Raw genomic sequence first — 300 nt, 5'->3', positions numbered from 1 at the left:
GCTGAGCCATGTCCGATACCCTGTTGCTGATCGAAGACGACCTGCCCCTGGCGGCACTGACGGCCGAGTTCCTGCGCGCCGAAGGCTTTACCGTCGCAGTGGAACACCGTGGCGACCACGCCGCCCAGCGTATCCAGGATGAACAACCGGCACTGTTGATCCTCGATGTGATGCTGCCGGGCATCGACGGTTTTACCCTGTGCCGACAGATTCGCGACCACTACCCTGGGCTGATCCTGATGATGACGGCCCTGGACGAGAACGCCGAACAATTGGTGGGGTTTGCCGCCGGGGCCGACG

General features: G+C 63.0%; 1 protein-coding gene. It reads left to right on the top strand.

Features of this window, described 5'->3' with window-relative positions; all coding sequences use genetic code 11:
- Positions 1-8 precede the first annotated feature (8 nt).
- Positions 9-300, top strand: a 292-nt coding sequence (locus tag HX873_RS31500; protein WP_177123875.1) for a response regulator, incomplete at its 3' end; no start/stop codon positions are given.

The organism is Pseudomonas sp. P7758, from assembly GCF_013386485.1.
GTDB lineage: Bacteria > Pseudomonadota > Gammaproteobacteria > Pseudomonadales > Pseudomonadaceae > Aquipseudomonas.
The sequence above is the reverse complement of the archived record's forward strand: the minus strand, read 5'-3'. Positions and strand labels throughout refer to the sequence as shown.